The organism is Geodermatophilus sp. URMC 61 (assembly GCF_052931555.1).
Genome location: NZ_JBRFHZ010000002.1, coordinates 290,031 through 311,713, shown reverse-complemented (window position 1 = coordinate 311,713; position 21,683 = coordinate 290,031). Strand labels below are relative to the sequence as shown.

Here is a 21,683-nt window from a genome sequence, read left to right as displayed (position 1 = left end):
GTGGCCACCCTGCAGGACAAGGTCGTCGTCATCACCGGCGCCGGCCGGGGCCAGGGGCTGGCGGAGCTGCACAAGGTCGCTGCGGAGGGCGGCGTGCCGATCGCGGTCGACCTGGAACTCGGGGACGAGGCCAGGTCGGTCGCGGCGCTCTGCCGGGAGGCCGACGTCAGCGACCCGCACACCTGGGCCGAGCTCGCCGGCAGCCTCGCGGAGACCCACGGCCGCGTGCACGGCCTGGTGAACAACGCCGCCATCGGTGCGCGCCAGCGGCTGCTCGAGGTCTCGGCCGAGCAGTGGGACCGGGCCCTGGCCGTCAACCTGACCGCGCCGTTGCTGGCCATGCAGGCCCTCGTGCCACTGATGACCGACGGTGGCTCGGTGGTCAACGTCAGCTCGGTCGCCGGCCTGACCGGCATGCGCACGACGGCGTACACCGTCAGCAAGTGGGGGCTCCGCGGCCTCTCCGCACTGGCCGCGAACGAGCTGGGCGACCGCGCGGTGCGCGTGAACACCGTCTTCCCCGGCTACATCGACACTCCGTTGGTGCGGCAGAACCCGGAGAGCTTCCGGCTCGCCTCACTGGCGCAGATCCCGCTCGGACGGGTCGGCGAGGTCACCGACGTCGCACCCCTGGTGGCCTTCCTGCTCAGTGACGACGCCAGCTGGATCACCGGCGCGGAGATCGTCGTCGACGGCGGCCAGACCTCGCACGGCGGGACGCGCCTGCTCGTCGGCCCCTTTCCCGCGGCCGGGGACACCGTGACCGGGCACGGGGCCGAGTGAACGCCCCGCTCCCCCGGTCCCACCTCTACGTGCCCGGCAACGCCGGCACACGGCTCGGCAAGGCCTGGGCCAGCGACGCGGACGCCGTCATCGTCGACCTCGAGGACGCGGTACCCGTGGCCGCGAAGCCGTCAGCACGGCTGGACGTCGCCGAGTGGCTGGCCGCGACCGCAGCCGAGCGCGTGGGCACCAGCCGTGAGCTGTGGATCCGGGTCAACGCCGGCGCGGAGGGGCTCACCGACCTCGACGCCTTGGCCGGCGCAGCCGGGGTGACCGGGCTGGTGCCGGCCAAGGCGACCGTGGCCGACCTGCAGACCCTCGCCACCGAGCTGGACCGGCGCCGCCTGGACTGGCGGCTGAGCCCGCTGCTCGAGACACCCGGCGCCGTGCTGGACGCTCGCGTCATCGCAGCGCTCCCGCGCGTCCTCCGGCTCCATCTGGGCGAGTACGACCTCTGCGCGTCCACCGGCACCCAGCCCGGGGCGGACGAGGCCGAGACGGCCTGGGCACGGTCCTGGGTCGTCTTCGCGAGCAGCGAGGCCGGCATCCACCCTCCGGTCGCCCCGGTGTCGACGGTGGTGCGGAACGAGGAGGTCTTCGCCGCGTCCACCGAACGAGCGGCGCGCCAGGGCTTCGTCGGCCGGGCCTGCATCCACCCGGCGCAGCTGCCGACCGTCCACGCGGTCTTCACCCCGAGCCCCGAGGCGGTCGCCCGGGCAACGGCGCTGCTCACGGCGTACGACGCGGCGATCGCCGCCGGCTCCGGGGCGTACGTCGACCAGGACGGTCGCATGGTCGACGAGGCCGTGGCCCGAGCCGCACGGCGCACGGTCGCGCTCTCGCGCAGCTGACCCGGACACCAGGAGGAACGGTGTGATCAAGGAATTCCGGAACCGCGTGGCGGTCGTCACCGGCGGCGCCAGCGGCATCGGCTTCGCGCTCGCCCAGCGGTTCACCGCCGAGGGGATGAAGGTCGTGATCGCCGACATCGAGGAGCGGCCGCTGCAGGAGGCGGTCGCCGCCCTGGGTGCGGACGGCGCGCAGGTGCACGGCGTGCGCACCGACGTCTCCCGACTCGAGGACGTCGAGGCGCTGGCCCAGGCCACCCTCGACCGCTTCGGCGGCGTCCACATCGTCTGCAACAACGCCGGGGTCGAGAGCGGCGCACCGTTCCTGGACATCCCGCTCGCGACCTGGGAATGGGTGCTGCGGGTCAACTTCTGGGGGGTTCTCTACGGCTGCCGCACGTTCCTGCCGCTGCTGCGGGAGCAGGGCGAGGGGCACATCGTCAACACCGCCTCGACATCGGCGTTCGCCACCGGCCTCCCGACGTTCGGGCCGTACTCGGTCTCGAAGTTCGCCATCCTCTCCCTGTCGGAGAACCTGGCGATCGAGTTGCGCAGCGCCGGCGAGCCGATCGGGGTGTCGCTCCTGGTGCCCGGCATGACGAAGTCCCGCATGCCCGACGCCGAGCGGAACCGGCCGGAGGGGACCACCATCTCCGAGTCCCCTGAGCGACGCAGGGTCCTGGACATGATCCGCGGCGCGATGGAGGGCAACGCGCTGGACCCCTCGGTCACTGCGGACCAGGTCGTCGAGGCGATCCTGCACGACCGGTTCTTCATCCTCACCCACCCGGAGGAGAGCCTCGCAGCGCTTCGGGCCCGCCTGCGCGCGATGGAGACCGGCGAGCCGCTGGCGGTGCGCAAGCCCTCGGGCGCGCAGTGACCCGCCGCTCCCCCCGGTTATCCTGACCCCAGATCCGCGGTCGCCGGCCCGAGCCGCGCCCTCATCCCGCCGCGCGCTCCCAGCCGTCGCACGCGCCGCCGTCGAGCACGTCCCGCGGCGAGACGCCGAAGCGCTGCTTGAAGACGCGCGCGAAGTACGACTGCGAGCCGAAGCCACACTCCCGGGCGACCTGGCCCACGGAGCGCCGGCCCGGGGAGGTCAGGCTGGCCTGGGCCCGCTCGAGACGCTCGTCGGTGATCCAGCGAGCCACTCCCCCGTGCCGGCTGAAGATGCGCGAGATCTGCCGTTCGCTGACCCCCAGGGCGGCGGCGACCCGGCTCGCCGACAACGTCGGGTCCGCCAGGTGCTGACGGATGAAGATGCCTGCTGCCTCGAACTGAGACTCCGGGTCGCCGGCGCGCGGCCCGATGACCATCTGGCCGAGGAGACGGAGGGCGTCGTCCTCGAGGCCGCGGAGGTCCGTGGGGTTCGTCCTGTGCAGCGCCTCCTGCATCAACCGCACGAGAGCGGAACCGGCGGCATGACCGCTCGCGCGCACGGAGAGGTCGAAGACCTGGCGCGCCGGTGGCACCCCGGCGTGCACGACGTCCCGGTAGAGGGGTTTCGGGATCGTCAGCAGCAGTTGCTCGCCCTTCGAGTACCCGCGCATGGACGGGACGTCGGTGTCGGTGAGGACTGCCTGCTCCGGCCGCAGCGTGACCACACCGTTGCCGTCGTAGATGCAGATCTCCCCCGACACCACCACGGTGAGCAGCATCGCTCCTGCCGGGCGGCGCCGGATCTCCCGCAGCGTCCGCTCGACCACGTGGGCTCCCGCCGTGATCCGCGCCAGCCGCAGGCCACGCGTCTGCACGTTCCACTCACTGGCCTCGAGGCCCTCGTCCGTGAACGTCCGGCAGGTCATCGCCACGAGAGCGCGCGCGTTGTGTTCCTCCCACAACTCCAGGCGACGCGACGCGGGCACACCGAGGGTGGTGAACGACGCCCGCGGTGCCCGGCGAGCTGCCAGGCGGTCCCCGGGCAGCGCCTCAACCGCGGTCATGGGTCTGCCCCTCGTCCAGGCGGGCGACCCCGACGGTGAGGCACCGGAGCTGGCTGGCCCCTTCGTTGCGTGCGGGCGACGAACAGGACAAGACCGCCTCCGTTGGCTGAGACTCGAACCGTCACGGCAAGACCAAACGCGTACGCAGAGAGCACCGATGTGCGTTCAGCGACCAAAAGCTAGCTCGGCCGGGGCTGTGACGTCAACCGCAGCCGGGCCGGTCGACGGAGTCCCCGAGGACGCCCGATCGCCGAGCGGCCCGTCGGGTCGGCCTTCGATCACGGCGCGGACCGTCCCCCGGCGTCAGCGGCCACGACGCCCATGCCTCCATGCCTCCCCGTGCGCTGTCGCTCGGGGGCCCGCCGGGTCACCGGGACGCCGCCGCTCGTGTGGCCGTCTGACAGTGAGGATGTGGGCGAGCCCCGCGGCGGTCGTTCCTGACCCACCGTCTGACTGACCTCGGGTCCTCAACGGGATCTGTCGGTTCGGTCTGCTGCGGGGCTCGCTGCACTCACCGGTCGAGGGTGCGTGACCTCATAGGAGCTTGTGCCAGCAAGCACCCGTCACTGTCTTGTCCGCTCGCTCGGCGGTGCGTGCCGCCCTTACCGGTCGAGTGAGAAGGACGGCGATGACCACGATCGCAGACCCCCACGCCACTGCCCAGATCGCCGCCGAGGACCGGCCGGTGTTCGGCGGGGTGGACACCCACGCCGACACCCACACCGCCGCGGTGATCGACGCCGCGGGACGGCTACTGGCCTCTGGGTCGTTCCCGGCCACTCCGGCCGGCTATGCGGAGCTGGCCGACTGGCTGGCCGGCCACGGCCGGATCCGGGTCGTGGGGGTGGAGGGAACCGGGGTCTACGGCGCCGGGCTGGCCCGTCACCTCGCCGGCCGGGGTCTGCGGCTGGTCGAGGTCGACCGCCCGGATCGCAAGACGCGCCGGTTCGCCGGCAAGTCCGATCCGATCGACGCCGAGGCCGCCGCCTCCGCCGCACTGGCTGGCCGATCCACCGGGACGCCGAAGGCCCGCACCGGACCGGTCGAGGCCGTGCGTGTCCTGCGGGTCGCCCGGCGCAGCGCCATCGCCGCCCGCGCCGAAGCTCAGACCCAGCTCAAAGCCCTGCTGGTGACCGCTCCGGAGCCGCTGCGCGGCCAGCTACGCGGGCTGACCACCCGCCGGCTCCTGACCGCCTGCGCCGCCCTGCGGCCCGATCCGGTCCAGCCCAGCGATCCCGTCCAGGCCACCAAGACCGCGCTGCGCACCCTGGCCCGCCGCCACGCCCGGCTGACCGAGGAGATCGACGACCTCGACGCCCAGCTCGGCCCCCTCGTCGAGCAGGTCAATCCGGCGCTGGCCGCCGCGAACGGCGTGGGCCCCGACGTCGCCGGCCAGTTGCTGGTCACCGCCGGAGACAATCCCCAGCGGCTGCGCTCCGAGGCCGCCTTCGCCGCCCTCTGCGGCGCCTCTCCGATCCCGGCATCGTCCGGACGCACCCACCGTCACCGACTCAACCGCGGCGGCGACCGACAAGCCAACGCCGCCCTCTACCGCGTCGTCCTCTGCCGCCTGCGCTGGGATCACCGCACTCAGGCATATGTGCAACGACGCACCGCAGAGGGCCTGTCCAAGAAGGACATCATCCGCTGCCTCAAGCGATACATCGCCCGTGAGCTCTACTTTCTACTACTCAGCTCGTCCGCCTCAGCAGCTTGACGATCCATAGGAGCATCCTGGACGGTGACGGGACAGAGCACGGCGGTGCCGAGTGGGCCGCCGGCCGACCCGTCGCGGGCGGGAGCGGTCCGGTGGTCCCGCCGGGCTCCGGAGCTCAGAGGTCGAGGACCAGCCGAGGGCCGGCCGCCCGGGACACGCAGATGAACATGGTGTCGTTGGCCGCCTGCTCGGCCGGGGTCAGCAGCGAGTCCCGGTGGTCGACCGCGCCGTCGAGGACCGGGGTCTCGCAGGTGCCGCACGTCCCCTCCTGGCAGGACGAGAGCACGCCCACACCGGCCTCCTCGACCACGTCGAGGATCGATCGCTCCGGCGGCACGGTCAGCGTCATCCCCGACCGCGCCAGCTCGACCTCGAACGCGCCAGCGAGCACCGGCGCACCGACGTCCTTCGGCGCGAACCGCTCGACGTGGAGCGCTCCCGTGGGCCACGTAGAGCAGTGCTGCTCGACGGCGGTCAGCAGCGGCTCGGGCCCGCAGCAGTAGACGAGCGTGTCCGGCCGGGGACTGCCGAGGATGCTCTCGAGGTCGATGAGCCCCACCTCGTCCTGTGGGTGCAGGGACACCTGGTTGCCAGTGGCCTCCTCGAGCGAGTCGAGGAAGGCCATCGAGCGGCGGCTGCGCCCTCCGTAGTGCAGCTCCCACACCGCCCCGGCTCGCTCAGCAGCGGTGAGCATGGGCAGGATGGGCGTGATGCCGATGCCGCCGGCGATGAACAGGTACCGCGGACTCGGCAGCAGCTCGAAGTGGTTGCGGGGTCCCCGGACCTCGACGGTCGCCCCCTCGTGCAGGGCCTGGTGGACGTGCTCGGAGCCCCCGCGGCTCACCGGCTCGCGCAGGACGCCGATCCGCCACACCGAGCGGTCGGCGGGGTCGCCGCACAGTGAGTACTGGCGGGTGAGACCGCCGGGCAGCCGCAGGTCGATGTGTGCCCCCGGCGACCATGCCGGCAGCTCCCCGCCGTCCGGCTCCCGGAGGTCGAGGACGACGACGCCCTCGGCGAGGGTCCGGCGCAGCCCGACCTGGAGGCGCAGGTCGACCTCGTCGTGTGTGTTCTGCATTGCAGCCCTCCTGGCCAGCTAGCCCGCTACGCCGTCGTACCGGCCCGCTCGGCCACGTCCCACGCGACGACGAGACCGTCGAGCACACTCTGGATCGCCGTGGAGAAGACGCGCCTGACCTCGTGGCCGGGCACCTTCCGGGCGTTCGGCAGCCCGTCCAGCAGGGCCTCGATGGCGTGGCGGGTCTCGACCCTCGCCAGAGCCGAGCCCATGCAGGAGTAGGCGCCCCGGCCGAAACCGAGGTGTCTGGCGACGTCCGGACGGCGCGGGTCGAACACCTCCGCGGACTCGAACACGGCCTCGTCGCGGCCGGTGGACCACAGGTGGACTGCGACGACCGCGCCCGCCGGGATGGCGACGCCACCGATCTCGGTTGCCACGTTGCACGTTCGGTAGACGAGGCGCCCGACGTGGTCGTACCGGAGTTCTTCCTCGATCATGCCGTCGATCAGCGTGCGGTCGGCGTCCGCCTCGCGCCAGAGTGCGCCGTCGCGGTCGAGCATCCGCGTGACCAGTTGCGCGATGAGGTTCACGGTGGTGTCGCCGCCCGCGATGATCGACAGCAGTACGGCGGCGAAGATCTCGTCGTCGGAGAGGCTCGGTTCGCCGTCGTCACTCGTCGCCGTGATGAGGTCGGTGAGGAAGTCCCCCTCGCCCCGCGGGTTCCGTCGCCGCTCCGCGATCGCGCCCAGGGTGAAGCGGCGGAAGTCCGCCTGGTCCCGGCCCATCGCGACCATGTCGGCGTCGGTGACGGTCGGGTCGCCCATCATGCGCATGACGCCGACCACCCACCGGTGGAGGTCGTGCTCACGGGCCCGATCGAGGCCGAGGATCGCCAGGATCAAGCGCATCGGGACCTTGCGGGCGAACGCGGGGATGAGGTCCGCCTCGCCGGCGGACCGGAACTCCTCGATGGTCTCGTCGGCGACGCGGCGGCACAGCTCCGCGGCGTCCCGGGCGTTCTGACGGACGAACGGGACCTGCGCCAGCTTGCGCAACCGCGTGTGGTTCGCCGGGTCGTTCCAGTTCGTGATGGCGGCGGTCACGAACCCCTCGGGCAGCACGTCCCGGAGCTCCTCGGGCATCTCCCTGTCGATGAACGGGGCCCGGCCGAACGCCTTCCAGTCCGTGACGACCTTCACCGCGTGCGCGTAGCTGGTGACGATGTACGCCCCCAGCGCAGGGCTGAAGAAGACCGGCACCTCGCGTCGGGAGAACGCCGTCACGGCGGCCGGGTTGGCGATCTGCGCGGGCTCGAGGGGCTCGAAGCCGTGCAGGACCGGACAGCCCCCAGGGCCGTCGTGGGTGATCGTCAGCGATGGCTCCGTCGCTGGTGCGTTCGAGGTCTCCATCACTTGCTCATTCCTGGCTCGGCTGTACGAGAGCTGGCAGTCGGCCCGGCTCGTCAGGACTCCGACACGTGGGCGGATGCGACGTCGTCGACCGGTGCCGCGGAGCGGCCGGTCATGACGACACGCGCTTCCCGAGCCAGTCGAGGACGACCTGGAGGACCTCACGGTTGTTGAGCTCGAGCATCATGCCGTGCCCGTTGCCCAGCACACCGTGGTCCTCCAGCCGCACCGAGTCGGCCTGACAACCGGCCTGCTGGAGGAAGGCGAGGAGGTGGTCGTCGAACTGGCGGAACACGGAGTTCGGCGACGTCACCACACCGATCGGCACCTGCGCCAGGGAGGAGAGCCGGCGGGCCGGCTCGGCCTGCAGCGTGCGCGGAGGTCCCCCCGCCACGTCCTCGGTCACGAGCTGGAGCTCCGTGGGGTCGGCGGCCGGCGGGTCGTAGGTCAGCGGCGCGCTGGCCAGTCCCCACGACAGCGTGGCACCCGACGGGTGGGGAGCGAAGGGCGGGCCGACGGTCTCGATCGCGACCAGTGCCTTCACGAGGGCCGGACGGGCGTCCGCTGCCAGGTACCCGGCCGGGCCGCCGGCCGAGTGGCAGACGACGATCGCCGGCCCGATCTGGTCCAGCAGCGTCGCCAGCCGCTGCTGCTCGACCTCGTGCATGACGGCCCAGTCGGCCAGCATCGGGCCGAAGGAGGCGGTGACCTGCTGCACCCCGGGGTCGTCCGGAGTGCGGCCGACCGGCCACTGGGTGTGCGTTTCCGCGTGGGCATCCGGGGCGAAGATCGACAAGAACATCTCCGCCGTCAGTGCGGGGATCGTGGGACCGAACACCGCTGGGTCGTGCGGCGAGCGACCGTGACCGGGCCGGTCCACCACGTAGACGGTGAACCCCTCCTCCACCAGCTGCTGGGCCCACCCCGGGCGGCCGTCCGGCGTGGCCAGGTAGTCGGTGGCCTGACCGCCCCCACCGTGGACGAGGAGGACCGGGTAGGGCTGGGTCGTCGTCTCGGGCGCGAGCCGCTCGACGTACATCGGCCCGAAGCTGGCCGTGCCCATCGGCGTCTGACGGGGCTCCCCCGGGATCCAGAAGCCGTCTCGCGTCACCGTGCGCTGGGGCGGGGTCATGATCGGTCGCCTCTCGTCTCTGTCACTGGCACGGGCGGGTCATCTCATCGCCCGCTGGTTGCCGCGGCGGGCCGGTCGACCAGCGAGGGCGTCTGGCACGGCTGGCTGACCCGGAGCGCCTGCAGGGCGATCGCCGGGTCGGCTGCCGCTGCGCGCAGCGTCCCCAGCGTCTGGTCCAGCCGGTCCCTGTCCGTGGAGTTGAAGACCAGGGTCTTGAAGTCGCTCGCGCGGGGGGATGCGTAGTCGAGGAACACCTGTCGCCGCTGGGCGGCGTACTCGTCGAGCACCGTGTCCTCGACGGTCCCGGCAAGCACCGCGGCCAGGGCCTCGGACAGCACGTACGAGTCGAACAACCCGCTCGTCAGCCCCAGGCCGCCGATCGGGTTGGTGATGTGGGCGGCGTCCCCGGCGAGGAGCAGCCGCCCGTGACGGAAGCTGCGGGCGGCCCGTTGGTGCATCGTGTACGGCGAGTACTGGACCATCTCGTAGTCGGCGCCGGCCGGCAGCAGCTTCGTGAAGAACTCTGCGATCCGGGCGGGGACGGTCTCGGCCGGCAGGCCACTGTCCTCGTGGAAGGTGATCCGCCACAGGTCGTCCGTGTCGATCCTGGCTATGATGCCGCCCATCACGGGGTCGACCACCATGTTCGAGCCGGCGTACCCGAGGCTGGCGAAGTCGTAGCGCACGTTCACGGCGATGAACCGCTCCGGCCACGTCGTCCCCTCGAAGCCCAGGCCCGCCATCGTCCGCATCGGGCTCGCGGCCCCCTCGGTGCCGATGACGTAGTCGGCGCGGTACGTCGTCAGACGGCCCTCGACGAATGCGGTGACCTCGATGCCGGTGTCGTTCTGGGTGAACCCGGTCACCAGCGCGCCGAACACCACCCGGGAGTCCGCGTGCCGGCCCAGGTGGTCCAGCGCGATGTCGGCCAGCCGGTCCTGGCCGAGGTGCACGTTGTAGGCGAACGGCTCGTGCCCCTCGAAGTTCCCCAGGTCGAACCGGATCGCCTCCTGGTTCGCGTAGTCCCAGAAGGCCAGGTCGGCCACCCGGACCCCGGCCGCCTCGACGTCGTCGAGGAGGCCGAGCTCGGCGAGGCCAGGGAGGACGCCGTTGTGGTAGACCATCGCGCGCGGCGAGCGGACGATGGCCTGCTCCCGCTCGAGCACCGTGACGGCGACACCGCGCCGGGCCAGTCCCAGCGCCGTGACGAGGCCGATCGGCCCCGCCCCCACGACGATCACCTGCGGCTGCTGCACGACCGCACCTCCCACTTCCTCGGATCGGTCACGCGAGGGCGGGACCGGACTGCGGGACGACTCTCTCCCGCCGTCGCGCCTGCGCCGGCCCGGTGGCGGAATTGGACAAGTCGCTGGCGGGAAGTGACGCAGGACACGTGGACGGGCCGGCGAGGTGTGGCTGGCAGGCCCCGGTTGACGGGCCGGAGTGGCGCCTCCTACGTTCAGCGAACAATCGAGCGCTGACCGAACATCGGTCGGGCGACTGTTCGACCCCTCAGACAGGAGACGACCGTTGAGCGGCATGAAGGACCTCGAGGAGAAGGTCGCGGTCGTGACCGGGGGCGCCTCCGGCATCGGGCTGGGGATCTCCCGGCAGTTCCGCGCCGCCGGGATGCAGGTGGTGATCGCCGACATCGAGGAGGCCGCCCTCCAGCGTGCGGCAGCCGAGATCGGTGCGCTGGGCGTGCGGACCGACGTCCGCGACCCGGCCAGCGTGCAGGCGCTGGCCGACGCGACCATCGCCGAGCACGGCGCCGTCCACGTCGTCGTGAACAACGCGGGGGTCGGGCCGATGGCGCCCATCGCGGACCTGCAGTTGTCCGACTGGCAGTGGATGCTCCAGGTCAACCTGTGGGGCGTCATCCACGGCGTCCACGTGTTCCTGCCCCTGCTGAAGGCGAACGCGGAGGGCGGGCACATCGTGAACACCGCCTCGATCGGCGGCCTCGTGCCCGGGCCCGGCCTGGGCGCCTACAACGTCTCCAAGTACGGGATCGTCGCCCTCACCGAGACCCTGGCGATGGAACTGGCAGCCGAGGGCTCCGCGGTCGGCGCTTCGGTCCTCGTGCCGGGGACCGTCCGCACCGCGATCTCCAACAGCACGCGCAACCGCCCGGGGGACGCGACCGGCGGAGCGCTGGCCGATGTCGACCTCGCGGCGGGTCCCGACCTCGGGATGACGTGGCTGGAACCCGACGACGTGGGCCGCATCGTGATCGACGGCATCGCTGCAGGCGATCTCTACATCGTCACCCACCCGGAAGGCTGGCCGATGGTGGCCGGTCGGCACCAGGCGATCGCGGATGCGTTCGCCGCGGCCGCCGCTGCCCGCGGCTGAGTCCTCCACCGGAGTCGCCGTCGGTGTGACCGCCGGCGTTGACCGACACCAGGAGCCGCCGTACGGTGAGCGCACTTGCGCTCGGTGAGCGCACTACTTGGCCGACGACGGGTTCATGGTCGTCGACGGCGACGCTGCTGCCCCGCTCCCAGGAGAACACCGATGTCGACCGATCTCGCCCCTCAGGGCGCCACGCCGGCCCGCCACCTGCCGCCGGGCGTCGAGCCTGAGCAGTTCGACCGTTTCCTCGCCCAGCTCGCCGACGTGCTCCCGCCCGAGCGGGTGCTCACCGGCGAGGCGGAACTGCGGGAGTACCGCGACCCCTACGCCTACGCCGACTGGGACGACTACACGGCTTCGGTCGCCGTCCTGCCGACGAGCACCGAGGAGGTGCAGGCGGTGGTCCGGGCGGCCAACGAGCACCGCATCCCCCTCTACACGCACAGTCAGGGCCGCAACAACGGATACGGGGGTCCTGCTCCGCGCGTCCGCGGCTCGGCCGTGATCAGCCTGCGCGAGATGAACAAGGTCTTGGAGATCAACGAGGACCTGGCCTACGCGGTCGTCGAGCCCGGCGTCCGGTGGTTCGACCTCTACGACGCCCTCGACGCAGGGGGCCACCAGCTGTTCGCCTCGATCGCGGACCTCGGCTGGGGCAGCGTGGTCGGCAACTCCATGGACAACGGCATCACGTACGGGCCGCAGGGTCAGGACTTCGGTGCGCCGTGCGGGATGGAGGTCGTCCTCGCCGATGGCTCGCTGCTGCGGACCGGCATGGGGGCGATGGAGGACAACAAGACCTGGCACCTCTACAAGCGTGGTCTCGGGCCGGTCCTCGACCCGCTGTTCATCCAGTCGAACTACGGCATCGTGACCCGGATGGGCGTCTGGCTCCACCCGAAGCCGCAGGTGATGCACCCGTGGTTCGTGAAGGCGGACCGCGAGGAGGCCCTCGGCCCGCTGCTGGACACCCTCCGGCGGCTGCGCCTCGACGGCACGATCCAGGGCATCCCCTCCATCCGCAACACCCTGCTCCTGGCGTCGGTGCTGACCCGCCGCAGCGAGTGGACCGACTCCGGGGCACCGCTGGACGACGCGACGATCGACCGCATCGCCGAGGAGACGGGGATCGGGCGCTGGTCCGGCCGCGGCTCGCTGTGGGGCGACCGGGTGGTGGTGGAGTACAACTTCGCGAAGGTGAAGGCCGCCTTCGAGCAGATCCCCGGGGTCGAGGTGACCGGTGAGCTCATCGAGTTCGCCGACGTCGCGGACCGGAAGCACTACGCCGAGCGCATCGTCGGCGGCGTGCCGAACATGGACATCTACAACGTCGTGGGCTGGTACGGCGGCAGCGACAACGGCGGGCACATCTCCTTCTCCCCCGTTGTCGCGCTCACCAGCGAGGACGGCGTGGAGGCCAACCGCTTCCTGCGCGACCTCATCGAGCGCGAGGCCGGCCTGGACTACCAGGTGGCCATGTTCAACGTCAGCGCTCGTTCCATGGTCAACGTCGTCATGATGATCTTCGATGCGTCGGACGAGGCCCAGACCCGACGGGCGTACGACGCCTGCAAGCTCATGGTCCGGGAAGCGGGCAAGCGCGGCATGGGTGAGTACCGGGCACACCTGGACTTCATGGACCTCGCGTCCGACCAGTTCGCCTTCAACGACCACGCCTACCGCCGCTTCGTTGAGAAGATCAAGGACGCGGTCGACCCCAACGGCATCCTCGCCCCCGGTCGGCACGGCATCTGGCCGGCGTCCATGCGCCTGCGCACGGACGCCTGAACCGCTCGCGCTGGCCGGCCGTTCCGGTGGTGACGTCGGTCATCGCCGGGGCGGCCGGCCGTTCGGCCTCCGCCCCGGGTGCCCGGGACCGGGGACGCCCCCCACCACACCCGACCGAGAGGCACGTCGCCATGAGCTCTCACCTGACCAAGGTCACCGACGCACTCCAGGCTCGCTTCCTCTCCACGGTCGCCACCCGACTGGTCAGGGCGCCCTCCATCTCTCTAACGAGTCGCGACGTCGCCGCGCCGGAGACCGTCATGGTGCCGACCCGGCACGGTGACGTGCGGTGCTTCGTCACCAGGGCGGCCGCGGACGCACCCCTCGCCGCCGGCGGCACGGCCCCGCCGGTGCACGTCCACCTCCACGGCGGCGCCTTCCTGGTCGGGGCGCCGCGACAGGACGACCACCTGGTCCGCGGCATCGCCGGCGAGGTCGGCGCCACGGTGGTCAACGTCGACTACTCCACCTGGCCCAAGGCGCGCTACCCGCAGGCCCACGAGGAGTGCTACGACGTCCTCCGGTGGGTGCAGAGCTCCGGGACCGCCATGGGCTGGGACGGCGAACGGGTCTCGATCAGCGGTCTCAGCGCCGGCGGCAACCTCGCCCTCGGCGCACTCGAGCTGGCCCGGCGCAGTGGTGACCCAGCGCTTCGCGCGGGCGTCCTCATCGTGCCCGCCGTCGACCAGACCGTCCCGCCCGAGCAGTACACCTCGCCGCTCCCGCCGTCTGCCGGCAAGGCCCACACCCCGTTCGTGAGCCCGCGCCTGGTCCGCATGGTGCGGAACTACTACTTCGCCGACGCCTCGCGCCGCGCGGAGCCCCTGGCCTCCCCGTTGCGGAACGACGAGGGGATCGCCGCCCTCCCTCCGCTGCTGGTGGTCACTGCGGAGCAGGACTCGGTACGTCCGCAGGACGAGCGCTTCGTCGACAAGACCCGCGCCAAGGGCGTGCCCATGACGTACCACTGCGCCAGCGGTGTCGACCACGGCTTCCCGCAGAGCTCGAAGAAGCAAGACGAGCCCGCCGTGAGAGAGCTCGCGGAGCTCATGCGGGTCCACCTGACCGAGAACCTCGCCTGAGCGGTCGGCGCACAGACGTCCTGGGCCAGGCGCTGACGTCAGTGGCGGACGGACGGCTGCTCGCCCGCCACCGTCGCCGCCGTGTTCGACCACCCGGACGGGGCGTCCTTCGCCGCCACCTCGGCGGCGAGCTGGTCGACCCTCGCGCCGAGGCGAGTGAACGGGGACATCCGGGCCCGTCCGTTGCGGCACGAGGACGACCCCCAGGTCGGGCCGGCGTCGGCAACTCGCCGCCCGGCACCTGTCGGGGAGCATCCCCCGCGCCAGGCGCTCGTCGAGCCCGGCCGGGTCAGGGGGTGTCCGGTACCGGCAGGGTGGGGCGGGAGCCGTCGGGCTGGGCGACCTGCCGGATCCGGGTGGCGATCTCGTCCAGCTGACGCACCTGGGTCCTGGTCAGCGGGTCGAGGACCAGGCGGCGGACCTCGGCGACGTGGCCGGGGGCGGTGGCGACCAGCTCGTCCCAGCCGGCGTCGGTGAGCACGGCCAGTGTGGAGCGGCCGTCCTCCGGGTCGGGTCGGCGGGTGACCCAGCCGTGCCTGTCCAGCCGGTCGACGGTCCGGGACAGCCGGGTCAGCGACCCGTTGGCCAGGGCGGCGACCTCCTTCATCCGCCGGGTGCGCTGCGGGGACATGGAGAGCATCGCCATCACCTGGTACTCGAAGTGGCTGATGCCCGCGTCATGCTGCAGCTGGGCGTCGATCGCGTCGGGCAGCCAGGTGACCATCGCGCCGACGGCCAGCCAGGTCTGCTGCTCCTCCGCGGTCAGCCACCGCGGCTCCTCGACCGCTTCCACGGCACCTCTTCTCATGTGACGGTGCAGACCTCTCGGCCACCGATCCGGCGGTGTGGTCGATGACAGCCCACGAGCATGATCGAGCGCTGGCTGCTTCGGGGTCGACTGCGGCTCCGGGCGGGCCTGCCCGACCACCCGGCCCGCCCGCGTCGGATCAGTCGGTGGCGGGCAGGAACCGCTGGTAGGCGGGGACGGCGACCGCTGCGGTGGCGACGTGCATGGCCATGAGGGCGAACACGGCGGGAACGCTGGTGCCGGGCATCGAGTCGGCGGCGAGCAGCAGGAGGTCCGGGATGAGGGAGACGACGACCACCGTGGGGACCAGCCGGTGCATCAGCCGCGCCGGGTGGGCACTGCGCCGCGTGAGGAGCCGCCACCCGATCGCGCCGACGACGGTGCCGACGACCGTCCACATCAGGACGACAGGCGCGATGAGCGGCTGGAAGTCCGGTGAGGCGGCCAGCGGACCGCGGGCGATGGCGGCGATCACGGAGTTGACGACCGCGGAGCCGACCGCGGCCACCGCGATCGCGGCGGCGAGCGGGTGCCGAGCTCCGGAGGGTGCGGTCGACTCCGGGGCGCTGGGCGTGGTGACGGCGGGGCTGCTGGTCATGGCGTGCTCCCTCGAACAGGGACGGGCGGATCCGGACAGCGGGATCGCGTCCGGCGGTGGGTCGGGAGTGGCGGTGCGTCAGGAGTGGCGGCGGGCTCAGGCCAGGGCCAGGGCCGGGGCGGACGGCCGGAACAACCAGCGCAGTGCGGCGAACCGGACGAGCCCGATCGCTGCGGTGACGGTGGCGATGACCGCCAGGTCGGTGAGCGCACTGCCCGGACCGGCCACGGCGTCCCACCCGTACAGCGCGAGGCCGGTCAGGACCATCCCGGCGACGACGAGCGCGCCGCCCTCCGCCTGCGCGGCCTGCCAGGTCACCCGCTCGCCGGCGTGGAAGGTCAGCCGGCGGTGCAACTCGTTGGCCAGCACCGAGGAGGCGATCGATCTGGCGACCATGGCCGGCTGCTCGCCGAACCCGGCCAGGGCCAGGAACAGGAGGGCGTACACCGCGCTCGAGAGGCCGCCGACGACGACGAACCGGGCGAACTGGGCCGACCCCGCATCGCTGCGCAGCCGGTCGACGAGCGATCGGCTGCTGTGGACGACGTTCACGAAAGGCACCCCTCGAGCAGTAACTTGAAGATGCAAGTAAACCTAGACGGCTTTTACTTGCTGTGTCAAGCATCTACGGGTCGGTGCCACGTTGTCTCCGCTTCGGGCCGTGTCGACGAGGGGCCGTGTCGACGAGGGACGGTGTCGACGAGGGACGGTGTCGACGAGGGACGGTGTCGACGAGGGGCGGTCGGCGCGGGATTCACGGAAGGCCCGACGGACTCGAGGCCCCGTGCTCCCAGCCCGTGCGTGCCGCTGCAGCGGGCGGAGCCTGCCGCTCGTCCTCGGGGGTCACCCGTCAGGCGTCAGGGTCAGCTTCGGCACGTGCTGAGATGCGTGTGCCGGGCGCCCAGATGGTCGACGCCCGTCATCCGGCGACCGAGCCAGCGGCCCCGACCAGCATCGACGTGAACCACTCCTGCCGTGTTGCTGTTCGGGACGGCACCGCTCGCCGGCCGACTCGTGCACGTCTGGCAGCCCTCGTCGTGCTCGAGCGGAGCAGGAGTTCGAAGCTTGCCGAGCCGGTCCCCGTCCGTCCGGTCGTCCCGGAGCCGGACGAAGGCTTCGACCGTAGGGTGACCCAGTGCGTCGCCCGTGCTCGCCTGGTGAGACCGGCCGGTGGCCGCCACGAGCGCCGACGTCGTGACCTACGTCGTGGTGTTCGTCACCGTGGCGATCGGTGCGCTGCTGCCCGTCGTCCCCACCGGAGCTGCTGTCGGGGCCGCTGCGGCGCTGGCGGTGACCGACGGCTCCCTCGTCGGATTGCTGCTCGTGCTCGTCGCCGCGGCGGGCGGCGCGCTGCTGGGCGACGCCGCGCTGTTGGCCGTGCTCCGCTGGGGCAGCGGGCCGATCCGCCGGTGGTACGCCCGCCGGGTTCCCCCGGAGAAGCAGCAGACGGAGGAACAGCGCCTGCGCCAGCGGCCGGTGTTGGCGCTCGTCCTCTCGCGCCTGGTCCCCGGCGGCCGGATCCCGGTCATGCTCGCTGCGGTGGTGACCCGGCAGTCGTGGCCCTGGTTCCTCGCCGGTGACGGGATCGCCGTGGTCGCCTGGGCGGTCCTGTACGCCGGCCTCGGTGCCGTCGGGGGCGCCGTCTTCGACGAGGAGTGGCAGGCCGTCGCACTGGCGGTCATCCTCGTGCTGGTCATCGGAGTCGGACCGGACCTCGTCAAGCGGACGGTCCGCAGCCTGCGGTAGGGCTTCGGCTCGCTGCGGGCGAGGCAGCCCCCTTGCACGATCGGCGTCGCGCTGCCGGGGCCGGGACGCCGCACCAGGAACGCCCGGCCGAGCGAAAGGGACCTCGTCATCGCCACAGCCGCCTCGCTGGAGGAACTGGCACGGCGTTACCTGCCGCCGTCCACGCCCGACAACCCGGTCTTCACCGGCGACTCGACCTGGGACGCGGTCGTGGACGGAGTGGAGTACTTCAGCCAACTGCACGCCGGCCTGTCGGCCGCGGGCCCTGGAGACTCCGTGTTCCTCTCCGGCCTGCACATGGATGCGGACACGGATCTCACGGGACGAGCGGTGGGAGAACCGGGTCACCAGGCGATCGCGGATCTGCTGGCGGAGAAGGCGGCCGACGGAGTCGACGTGCGGGTGCTGCTGACCGGAGCGGTCTTCAGCGGCTCGCTGCCCTGGCCGCGCGTCGGCCCCTTCCGGGACAATGTCTTCACCGCACGTGCGATGCGCGGGTGGCTCCCGGCCGATCGGCCCGAGGTGCTCGCCCCGCCGCTGCGGGATCGCGTGCTGCTCGACTGGTCCGGAGCCGGCATCGGCTCCAACCACCAGAAGCTGGTGCTGCTGCACGTCGGCGGACAGCTCAGCGCGTTCGTCGGTGGCATCGACCTGGTCAGCAGCCGCTACGACGCGACGCCGCACGACCGGTTGCGGAGCGAGGGACAGCGGTGGGGGTGGCACGACGGTGCTGCTCGCATCACGGGCCCTGCGGCCGCGAGGGTGTGGGAGAACTACCGGCTGCGGTGGCAGGAGACCGCCACGCTGCCGCGGCGGTACATGTACCTGCCGCCGGCGTCACTCGTGGTGCTCAACCCGCCGCTGCACCCGATGCAGGTGCCACCGGCGCCCGCGACCCCGCCGCGCTCGGCGGAGGGCAACGCCGTCCAGGTCCTGCGCTCGTTCAGTCCGTGGAAGATCGACGAGTGGTTCGGCCTGAACAGGGTGCGCTGGACGACGCTGCCGCACGGGGGCGTCCAGGAGGTCTACCGGACCCTCGCCACGGCCATCGCGGGGGCTCGCCGCTACGTGTACCTGGAGGACCAGTACTTCCACGAGATGCCCGGGGGCCGACGGCGGCTGGAGCTCTACGAGCCGTTGCGGCAGGCCGCCGCTCGTGGGGTGAAGGTGATCCTGGTCGGTTCCGGTCGGAAGGACCCAGCCGACGGCGGTGTCGACCAGCTCAAGCGCACGGTGACCCGCGATCTGCGGCACAAGGTCATCCGGCGGCTCCCGCCTGCGCAGCGGAGCAACGTCGTCATGCACCGCGTGCAGCACCTCACCGTGCACACGAAGCTGGTGCTGGTCGACGACGCCTTCGCCTGTGTCGGGTCGGCCAACTTCTTCAGCCGCTCCATGGCCGGCACGGACAGCGAACTGAGCTGTGCCCTGGTGACCGACGGGACCGCCGTCCGCGACCTCCGTGTCCGCCTGTGGGCCGAGCACCTGCGCACCTCGGTCCCCGCGCACCTGCGCCCGGCGCTGGAGGACCTGGACGTCGCCCTCGGCATCTGGCGCTCGCAGTGGTTGCCGCCCGGTGCCGATCCGGAGACCTGGCAGCGAGCCGGGAGACCTGTGGGCTTCGCGCCCGCCGAGCAGGTTCTGGTGCCGGTGACCCCGTACCACCGCTCCGAGGAGACCTCGTGACCGTGCCCGTCGGACGCCCGCACGTGGATGACGGCGGGCCGGCGCCCAGGACCGCAGCGTTCCTGGTCCTGGACCGGACGCTGATCAGCGGGTCCTCGCTGTCCCTGTTGTTCCGTGACCTGAGGGACCGGGACGTGTACTCCATCGGAGAGGCCCTGACCCTCACCGCCCGTCATGTGGCGGAGGTCTTCTTCGGTGGACGGGAGCAGCAGAGCGCCCGGCTGCGCCGAGAGACGATGGCTGCCGTCACCGGCCTCAGGAGCGCCGACCTCGAGGACTGGAGCCGGCGCCTGGCGACGCAGGAGGTGCTCCCGAGGGTGTATCCCGACGTGGCCCGCATCATCGCCACGCATCGCGCCGCCGGCGACCTGGTCTACCTGGTGACCGCCAGCCCCATCGAGCTGGCGCGGCCGGTCGCCGCGGCCCTGGAACTCGACGGCGCCCTCGGCACACGGGCCGAGACGGACGGGAACGGCTATTTCACCGGTCGACTCCCGGACGGCTTGATGCACGGCCCAGTGTCGCTGGCCGCCGTTCGGGTACTCGCGGCCGAGCAGGGCATCGGGCTGGAACGCAGCCACGCGTACTCCGACTCCTATGACGATCGGGACCTGCTCGCCGCGGTCGGGCATCCCCACGCGGTCAATCCCGAGCCGCGGCTGCTCGAAGGGGCGGTACGACGAGGCTGGGCCGTGCACGAACTCAGGCCCGCCCGCCGGCAACTCCTCGTCGGTGTCCCGCCCGTCGTCCCGGTCGGCGGCCTGATCAGCTGTGGCGTCGCCATCGGCTTGTCGCTCGGCCGACGCCGCCGGCAGTGACCGAACGCGGCTGACAGCCGCGGGAACCCGCGCACGGCCGCGCCTGGAAGCCGAGCAGCCCCGCCCGGCCACCCCCCGGCCGATGCCTGAGACCAGCGTGCCGGACGGCTCAGCGCTCGAAGAGCGTGCCGACCGACGGTTGGTAGGCGATCAGGCTACGAGGGAGTTTCTTGTAGACGACCTCGGCGGGGCCGAGGGCGATCTCGCCGTCACTGGCCAGCAGGCCGGGGCCGTCCGGTCGGGTGATGTGTACATCGACCGGGTCGTCCTCGATGTAGAGGCGGCTGTAGCCGAGTCGGCCGGTGAGGATGGACAGGGCCAGCCGCAGCAGCGGCGCGCGGCCGGCCACGGTGACCATGCGCAGGTCCAGCCGCCCGTCGTCGAGTCGGGGACGCCAACTGGGGGCGAACCCCTGCGGCTGGTACCGGCCGTTGCCGATGAACATCATGGCCACGTCGTGCTCTTGCCCGTCGACCGCCAGCCGCAGCGGTCGTTGCTGCCGAACGGCGGACCACAGTGCGATGACCGCGGCCGCGGGCTTGCCGACCCGGGCCTCCCAGCGTTCGCGGGTGGCGACGAACGCGGGATAGCTGCCCAGGCTGGAGGTGTTGAGGAACAGCCGCTCTCCAGCCAGGCCGACGTCGATCCGGACCGCCGTGCCACGGCGCAGCGCCGCCAGCGCGTCGGCCATCCGGTCGATCCCGAGATCGGCGGCGAAGTGGTTGAACGTGCCGCCGGGAAGTACCAGCAGGGGCAGGGCCGCATCGATGGCGACCTGCGCCGCGGCGCCCACGGTGCCGTCCCCGCCACAGACACCGAGCACCTCGGCTCGTCGGGCGGCCTCACGGAACTCGCCGGGCACGTCGGCCCCTGGCTGCAGCGTCACGATGTCGGCAGCGGGTAGCGCGCTGCGCACGGCCTCGCCCAGTCGGCCGCCACGGCCGCTGCCGGAACGTGGATTCACGAGGATGACGACACCAGCGCCGTCCGGACGGGGCGGCTGCGGCGCCGGGCGGGGCCGGACCGTGCGGACGGGGCTGGGTGTCCGGGAGGGGAAGAGTCGGCTGCCGGTCATGGCGACCGCGCCGCCCAGTGCGCCACCCGCGAGAACCTCGCCTACGTCGCCGGCACGCAGCCGGCGCCGCAGGAGGGTCACCGCGAGGCCGGTCGTCGGCAGCCCGAGCACCGGCTCGGTCGTCCCGACCCCGACGACGAAGGCGGCAGCCGCGGCAGCGTGCCGGGACGGGGACCCGGCGACGGTCCGGGTGTGCGAGAGCAGTGCCCTACCGAACCGGCGTGGCCGGCGCTCGGCGCCCGAGCCGGACCGCTGGAGCAACGCGTCCGTGGCCACCACCGAGGCCAGGCCGCGCATCGCCGCTCGGCGGCCCCGGCGCCTACCTGTGGCCGCCAGCAAGGCCGAGATCAGCCACCATGCAGCCGACGGCCCGAGCCGGCCGTGGAAGAGCGCCGCAGGGGCCTGCCGCGCGGCCGCCTCCCGGACGGACTTCACTGTGACCCCAGCAGGGTGAGGACGACTTGCGACGCGGTGTCACTGCTGCGCCCAGCTGGGCCAACGGCCCTGGTTGATCTCACTGCGCTGATCCGGCAGTTCTCCGTCCTCGCAGCTCGTCGCATCGTTCCTGACCACGCTCCTATACCTTCGGCCGCCGACCTCCTGACCGACATCCGGAGGATCATGACGCTAGGTCGACGTCCTCACCGGGACAAGCGCACCCCGCGATCACCACACCACGGAGTCTCGGGACCCTGTAGCCCCGAACGTGCGAAGTCAGTTCGTCGACGGTCGCTGCTGTGCATCCTGCGCAGGTCAAGTCATCTGCGGGGCGCCCACGAACGGAGGCGACCTGTCCCGGACGAGGAGCAATGGCGGTCAAGCGCGCCCCGTTGGACTCCCGCGGCGACAGGCCGGAGGCTGCCTTCAAGTTGGA

General features: G+C 72.1%; 20 protein-coding genes. 10 read left to right on the top strand and 10 right to left on the bottom strand.

Annotation, left to right across the window (positions count from 1 at the left end):
- From ACU610_RS01575 to ACU610_RS01565, 3 genes are read left to right on the top strand one after another with little or no spacing between them, the layout of a single operon-like run.
- On the top strand, positions 1-783 hold the full coding sequence (locus tag ACU610_RS01575) for an SDR family NAD(P)-dependent oxidoreductase (RefSeq protein WP_446765971.1): 783 nt from the start codon (positions 1-3) through the stop codon (positions 781-783).
- Entirely contained in the window at positions 780-1,634 is an 855-nt protein-coding gene (locus ACU610_RS01570; RefSeq protein WP_446765970.1) for an HpcH/HpaI aldolase/citrate lyase family protein, read from the top strand. Before ACU610_RS01575 ends, ACU610_RS01570 begins: the two co-directional genes overlap by 4 nt.
- A gap of 22 nt (positions 1,635-1,656) precedes the next feature.
- The gene (locus tag ACU610_RS01565) at positions 1,657-2,511 is read left to right on the top strand and encodes an SDR family NAD(P)-dependent oxidoreductase (protein WP_446765969.1); all 855 of its coding nucleotides are present in this window, start codon (positions 1,657-1,659) and stop codon (positions 2,509-2,511) included.
- Between the two features lie 61 nt (positions 2,512-2,572).
- Here the strand turns inward: ACU610_RS01565 and ACU610_RS01560 are convergent, their stop codons facing one another.
- On the bottom strand, positions 2,573-3,574 hold the full coding sequence (locus ACU610_RS01560) for a helix-turn-helix domain-containing protein (protein WP_446765968.1): 1,002 nt from the start codon (positions 3,572-3,574) through the stop codon (positions 2,573-2,575).
- Between the two features lie 628 nt (positions 3,575-4,202).
- On the opposite strand from ACU610_RS01560, the gene ACU610_RS01555 reads away from it, so the two are divergent.
- Positions 4,203-5,291 carry an IS110 family transposase gene (locus tag ACU610_RS01555; RefSeq protein WP_446765967.1) on the top strand — a complete coding sequence of 363 codons (1,089 nt, stop codon included), beginning with the start codon at positions 4,203-4,205 and terminating at the stop codon, positions 5,289-5,291.
- 115 nt (positions 5,292-5,406) lie between these two features.
- Here the strand turns inward: ACU610_RS01555 and ACU610_RS01550 are convergent, their stop codons facing one another.
- The 4 genes from ACU610_RS01550 to ACU610_RS01535 all read right to left on the bottom strand — a co-directional run bounded on the left by ACU610_RS01550 (position 5,407) and on the right by ACU610_RS01535 (position 10,109).
- Entirely contained in the window at positions 5,407-6,369 is a 963-nt protein-coding gene (locus ACU610_RS01550; RefSeq protein ID WP_446765966.1) for a PDR/VanB family oxidoreductase, read from the bottom strand.
- A 26-nt stretch (positions 6,370-6,395) separates the two neighbouring features.
- Positions 6,396-7,721 (bottom strand): cytochrome P450, encoded by a 1,326-nt coding sequence (locus ACU610_RS01545; RefSeq protein ID WP_446765965.1) that lies wholly within the window; start codon positions 7,719-7,721, stop codon positions 6,396-6,398.
- Positions 7,722-7,833: 112 nt separating this feature from the next.
- Entirely contained in the window at positions 7,834-8,853 is a 1,020-nt protein-coding gene (locus ACU610_RS01540) for an alpha/beta fold hydrolase (RefSeq protein WP_446765964.1), read from the bottom strand.
- 44 nt (positions 8,854-8,897) lie between these two features.
- On the bottom strand, positions 8,898-10,109 hold the full coding sequence (locus ACU610_RS01535; RefSeq protein ID WP_446765963.1) for an FAD-dependent oxidoreductase: 1,212 nt from the start codon (positions 10,107-10,109) through the stop codon (positions 8,898-8,900).
- 283 nt (positions 10,110-10,392) lie between these two features.
- On the opposite strand from ACU610_RS01535, the gene ACU610_RS01530 reads away from it, so the two are divergent.
- From ACU610_RS01530 to ACU610_RS01520, 3 genes are all read left to right on the top strand, one after another.
- Positions 10,393-11,208 carry an SDR family NAD(P)-dependent oxidoreductase gene (locus ACU610_RS01530; RefSeq protein WP_446770682.1) on the top strand — a complete coding sequence of 272 codons (816 nt, stop codon included), beginning with the start codon at positions 10,393-10,395 and terminating at the stop codon, positions 11,206-11,208.
- 162 nt (positions 11,209-11,370) lie between these two features.
- Positions 11,371-12,996, top strand: coding sequence for an FAD-binding oxidoreductase (locus tag ACU610_RS01525; RefSeq protein WP_446765962.1), 1,626 nt, complete (start codon positions 11,371-11,373; stop codon positions 12,994-12,996).
- A gap of 131 nt (positions 12,997-13,127) precedes the next feature.
- A complete protein-coding gene (locus tag ACU610_RS01520; RefSeq protein ID WP_446765961.1) occupies positions 13,128-14,078 on the top strand; it encodes an alpha/beta hydrolase in 951 nt (316 codons plus the stop codon).
- Positions 14,079-14,116: 38 nt separating this feature from the next.
- Here ACU610_RS01520 and ACU610_RS01515 read toward each other — a convergent pair whose 3' ends face one another.
- From ACU610_RS01515 to ACU610_RS01500, 4 genes are all read right to left on the bottom strand, one after another.
- A complete protein-coding gene (locus ACU610_RS01515) occupies positions 14,117-14,248 on the bottom strand; it encodes a hypothetical protein (RefSeq protein WP_446765960.1) in 132 nt (43 codons plus the stop codon).
- Positions 14,249-14,367: 119 nt separating this feature from the next.
- On the bottom strand, positions 14,368-14,871 hold the full coding sequence (locus ACU610_RS01510; protein ID WP_446765959.1) for a MarR family winged helix-turn-helix transcriptional regulator: 504 nt from the start codon (positions 14,869-14,871) through the stop codon (positions 14,368-14,370).
- 154 nt (positions 14,872-15,025) lie between these two features.
- Positions 15,026-15,484: a DUF6069 family protein gene (locus ACU610_RS01505; protein WP_446765958.1), complete on the bottom strand. Its 459-nt coding sequence runs from the start codon at positions 15,482-15,484 to the stop codon at positions 15,026-15,028.
- Positions 15,485-15,580: 96 nt separating this feature from the next.
- Positions 15,581-16,036 (bottom strand): GtrA family protein, encoded by a 456-nt coding sequence (locus ACU610_RS01500; RefSeq protein ID WP_446765957.1) that lies wholly within the window; start codon positions 16,034-16,036, stop codon positions 15,581-15,583.
- Between the two features lie 618 nt (positions 16,037-16,654).
- On the opposite strand from ACU610_RS01500, the gene ACU610_RS01495 reads away from it, so the two are divergent.
- The 3 genes from ACU610_RS01495 to ACU610_RS01485 all read left to right on the top strand — a co-directional run bounded on the left by ACU610_RS01495 (position 16,655) and on the right by ACU610_RS01485 (position 19,734).
- The gene (locus tag ACU610_RS01495) at positions 16,655-17,230 is read left to right on the top strand and encodes a DedA family protein (RefSeq protein ID WP_446765956.1); all 576 of its coding nucleotides are present in this window, start codon (positions 16,655-16,657) and stop codon (positions 17,228-17,230) included.
- A 210-nt stretch (positions 17,231-17,440) separates the two neighbouring features.
- Positions 17,441-18,916 (top strand): phospholipase D-like domain-containing protein, encoded by a 1,476-nt coding sequence (locus ACU610_RS01490; protein ID WP_446765955.1) that lies wholly within the window; start codon positions 17,441-17,443, stop codon positions 18,914-18,916.
- Complete coding sequence (locus ACU610_RS01485) at positions 18,913-19,734, top strand: HAD family hydrolase (protein WP_446765954.1); 822 nt, start codon at positions 18,913-18,915, stop codon at positions 19,732-19,734. Before ACU610_RS01490 ends, ACU610_RS01485 begins: the two co-directional genes overlap by 4 nt.
- A gap of 109 nt (positions 19,735-19,843) precedes the next feature.
- Here ACU610_RS01485 and ACU610_RS01480 read toward each other — a convergent pair whose 3' ends face one another.
- Positions 19,844-21,106, bottom strand: a complete 1,263-nt coding sequence (locus tag ACU610_RS01480) for a diacylglycerol/lipid kinase family protein (RefSeq protein ID WP_446765953.1) — start codon at positions 21,104-21,106, stop codon at positions 19,844-19,846.
- Between the last annotated feature and the right edge of the window lie 577 nt (positions 21,107-21,683).

What these genes read in the sequence shown, in the direction of transcription:
- ACU610_RS01530 (WP_446770682.1), top strand. Translation starts at nt 10,393, where the DNA reads ATGAAGGACCTCGAGGAGAAGGTCGCGGTCGTGACCGGGGGCGCCTCC.
- ACU610_RS01555 (WP_446765967.1), top strand. Translation starts at nt 4,203, where the DNA reads ATGACCACGATCGCAGACCCCCACGCCACTGCCCAGATCGCCGCCGAG.
- ACU610_RS01525 (WP_446765962.1), top strand. Translation starts at nt 11,371, where the DNA reads ATGTCGACCGATCTCGCCCCTCAGGGCGCCACGCCGGCCCGCCACCTG.
- ACU610_RS01505 (WP_446765958.1), bottom strand. Translation starts at nt 15,484, where the DNA reads ATGACCAGCAGCCCCGCCGTCACCACGCCCAGCGCCCCGGAGTCGACC.
- ACU610_RS01560 (WP_446765968.1), bottom strand. Translation starts at nt 3,574, where the DNA reads ATGACCGCGGTTGAGGCGCTGCCCGGGGACCGCCTGGCAGCTCGCCGG.
- ACU610_RS01545 (WP_446765965.1), bottom strand. Translation starts at nt 7,721, where the DNA reads ATGGAGACCTCGAACGCACCAGCGACGGAGCCATCGCTGACGATCACC.
- ACU610_RS01520 (WP_446765961.1), top strand. Translation starts at nt 13,128, where the DNA reads ATGAGCTCTCACCTGACCAAGGTCACCGACGCACTCCAGGCTCGCTTC.
- ACU610_RS01540 (WP_446765964.1), bottom strand. Translation starts at nt 8,853, where the DNA reads ATGACCCCGCCCCAGCGCACGGTGACGCGAGACGGCTTCTGGATCCCG.
- ACU610_RS01550 (WP_446765966.1), bottom strand. Translation starts at nt 6,369, where the DNA reads ATGCAGAACACACACGACGAGGTCGACCTGCGCCTCCAGGTCGGGCTG.
- ACU610_RS01480 (WP_446765953.1), bottom strand. Translation starts at nt 21,106, where the DNA reads ATGCGCGGCCTGGCCTCGGTGGTGGCCACGGACGCGTTGCTCCAGCGG.
- ACU610_RS01515 (WP_446765960.1), bottom strand. Translation starts at nt 14,248, where the DNA reads ATGTCCCCGTTCACTCGCCTCGGCGCGAGGGTCGACCAGCTCGCCGCC.